We start from the raw sequence: 603 nt of genomic DNA on the forward strand, positions 1-603 counted from the left end.
TTTCGGGCGCGCCATTACTTCCCGTCTAACTCATTGGCAACAAACCGTTTTCGAACGGTCCTCATGCCATGGGTAGACCGGAGGGTAGACCACAGGTGATTCACACCTTCGCCAAGCGTGGCATCTTCTACTTCTCCCGTCGGGTTCCGAAATCGCTTCAGCCGCAGTTCGATCGCGTGCGCGTGGTCGCCTGCCTGCACACCCGGTCACCTGCCCGAGCCCAGAAGCTGGCTGCTGCTCTGTCAGTGCGGCTGGAGGCGGTCTGGGCGCAGATGCGCCTCGAAAGCGTCCTCCGACGGGTCCCAACCCTCTCGACCACGCTGCCGCAGATATCATCCACAGAATCGTCAGTGAGATTGTCCGAGGCAGGCGATCTCTATCGTCGGTTGAAGGGTGGCGGGAAGGGTAAGGGCTTCAAGGCTTATACCGATCGTCACCTTGGGTATGTGGTCGAATGTCTCGGAAACGCTGCCATTAGCGATCTGAAACGGTCTGACGCCGGTCGGTTTCGCGATTTCCTGATCGCCAAAAAACTCACGACAAGCTCCATCAAACGGATTTTCGCGACAGTGCGGGCAGCAGTCAATCTGGCGATCTCCGAGC

Annotated in this window: 1 protein-coding gene; it reads left to right on the plus strand. The window is 58.5% G+C overall.

Annotation, left to right across the window (positions count from 1 at the left end):
- Positions 1–95: 95 nt before the first annotated feature.
- The coding region (locus AC2FAN_RS27215) for a DUF6538 domain-containing protein (RefSeq protein ID WP_485177074.1) at positions 96–603 on the plus strand (508 nt) is incomplete at its 3' end.

It is taken from the genome of Allobosea sp. RIT-PG3_2 (assembly GCF_057321085.1).